This window comes from Vibrio sp. 10N.247.310.23 (assembly GCF_041467155.1).
Taxonomy (GTDB): domain Bacteria; phylum Pseudomonadota; class Gammaproteobacteria; order Enterobacterales; family Vibrionaceae; genus Vibrio; species Vibrio crassostreae_C.
Genome location: NZ_JBFSTZ010000084.1, coordinates 1 through 1,810, shown reverse-complemented (window position 1 = coordinate 1,810; position 1,810 = coordinate 1). Strand labels below are relative to the sequence as shown.

The window sequence follows — 1,810 nt, the reverse complement described above, 5'->3', positions numbered from 1 at the left end:
TGACCTCCTTTTTAATTTGGTCATCACGATTGTAGTTGGAAGGAAATGGACAAAAGCGTGTCAGTGATTTTACTAATTTAGTAAACAATGAATTACTACAAGTATATAAAGTCGTTTAATCAACTTCCATGAGTGATGTCAATCTGAGTGATATGTCGGCCAAGCACAGCATTTTTGTGAATCGTTGTATTTTTATCACAGGTTTATCCAATACAGTCCCGCTTTAGACGTAAGAAGCTACGCTGCTATCAATTCATTAGGAGCAACATCTTATGACTATTAGATAAAACCGACATTAACGTTGAACTTTATGAAAACAATACATCAAGGTTTGAACTGGCAACTTAATAAATACGCTTTCATTATGTAATGATTTTACTTACAAAGTCATACTGTCATAGACAAAAGATTCCGCAATAATACGTCAAATGGTATGAGTTAAACCTTATATGGCGGTTCGTATCATTGGTGTTAAGTTTGGCTACACCAATTACGCAAACTAAAAAAATAGTGCAGAAAAGCTTTCGATAACATTAGCTTCAATATTCCAGGGCTGTGTCTATTTTTGCATTGCGATTGGCCATCTTCGATAACATCAAGATGTGGCCTACACTAAAACTTCAGGGTAACCAGCACTCTTTCTTTAACGCTTACCGAACTAGTTGTCCAAATTTAAACAAGTGGACTCGATATGAGAGCAAGTGCGCCTAATGAGAGAGCACTCGTCAATGGAATGAACGTCAGTGTTGAATGCAAAGGCGAAAAGATATTGGCCACCATTTTAGCTGATAAGTGATATACAAAATGTAGCTGGCTGAGAACACATTAAAGTTATCTTTAATCACACTCGTCAGCATTCTATCAGGGAGTTTGTTTTGGGTTTTGTGACGGCACTATTGTAAAAATACTATACGTACCCTATTTTTGAATCATCGTGGGCAACGCTTGGAACTAATATTTCTGTCATGGGGGCAGGCAAAAAGGAAACAATAACTTCCATCATCGTTTTTAATTAAGACATACATATACCTTAATTAAAAAAATTGGCGCGTTCTAATATGCGCCAGATAAAGAGATCTATAAGATACTTGAAGAGTCTATGTTAAAAGACAGGAGCAAAAGCGACATTACCATTTTGATAACTCAAGATTAGCTTATCAAGATCCTTACATTGGCCAGTTACTTTTAATGAAACACCTACCCAAGGTAAATAAGCATGAATAAAATTAGCTTTTTAAAAATAAACAATACCATTATCAATGACATTATTGATCTCTCAGTGGAAGAGTCTCAAAAACAACTCATTGCTAACAACGCAGAATGGCTTGCAGAGGCGAGTTTCAACGACGATAGCGTCAGTTACGGCATTTATTTAGACGACAAGCCAGCAGGGCTCATCTCTCTTATCGATCCAAGACTACTCGACAAGTTCGATGATCACTTTCAAAAGGATCATTTGTACGTGTGGCGCGTCATGATTGACCATCGTTTCCAAGGAAAAGGATTGGGGAGTCAAGCGATTAACTTCAGTAAGAAATACGCTTCCATTACCGGTTTAAAAGGCGTCTCCCTGACCACGATGGATAAAGAAAAAGGCAATGCGCTCTCTATTTATCAAAAGCTTGGTTTTATACCAACGGGCAGAAGACTTGATGATGAAATTGAATTAATTTTTGGCTTAAAGGAATGAGTGGATAAACAAGTCAGATGGTGTGTCTGGGGCGGCTATTTGGCCGCCTCATTTTATACTTCAACGGCGTTGTTAATGATATGGACACTTCCACCCACCGTCTAAACTTATAGTCGGTAA

At 37.6% G+C, this 1,810-nt stretch carries 1 protein-coding gene; it reads left to right on the top strand.

From position 1 onward, the window contains the following. Positions 1-1,216 precede the first annotated feature (1,216 nt). A complete protein-coding gene (locus AB6D93_RS23915) occupies positions 1,217-1,690 on the top strand; it encodes a GNAT family N-acetyltransferase (protein ID WP_102333403.1) in 474 nt (157 codons plus the stop codon). Positions 1,691-1,810 lie beyond the last annotated feature (120 nt).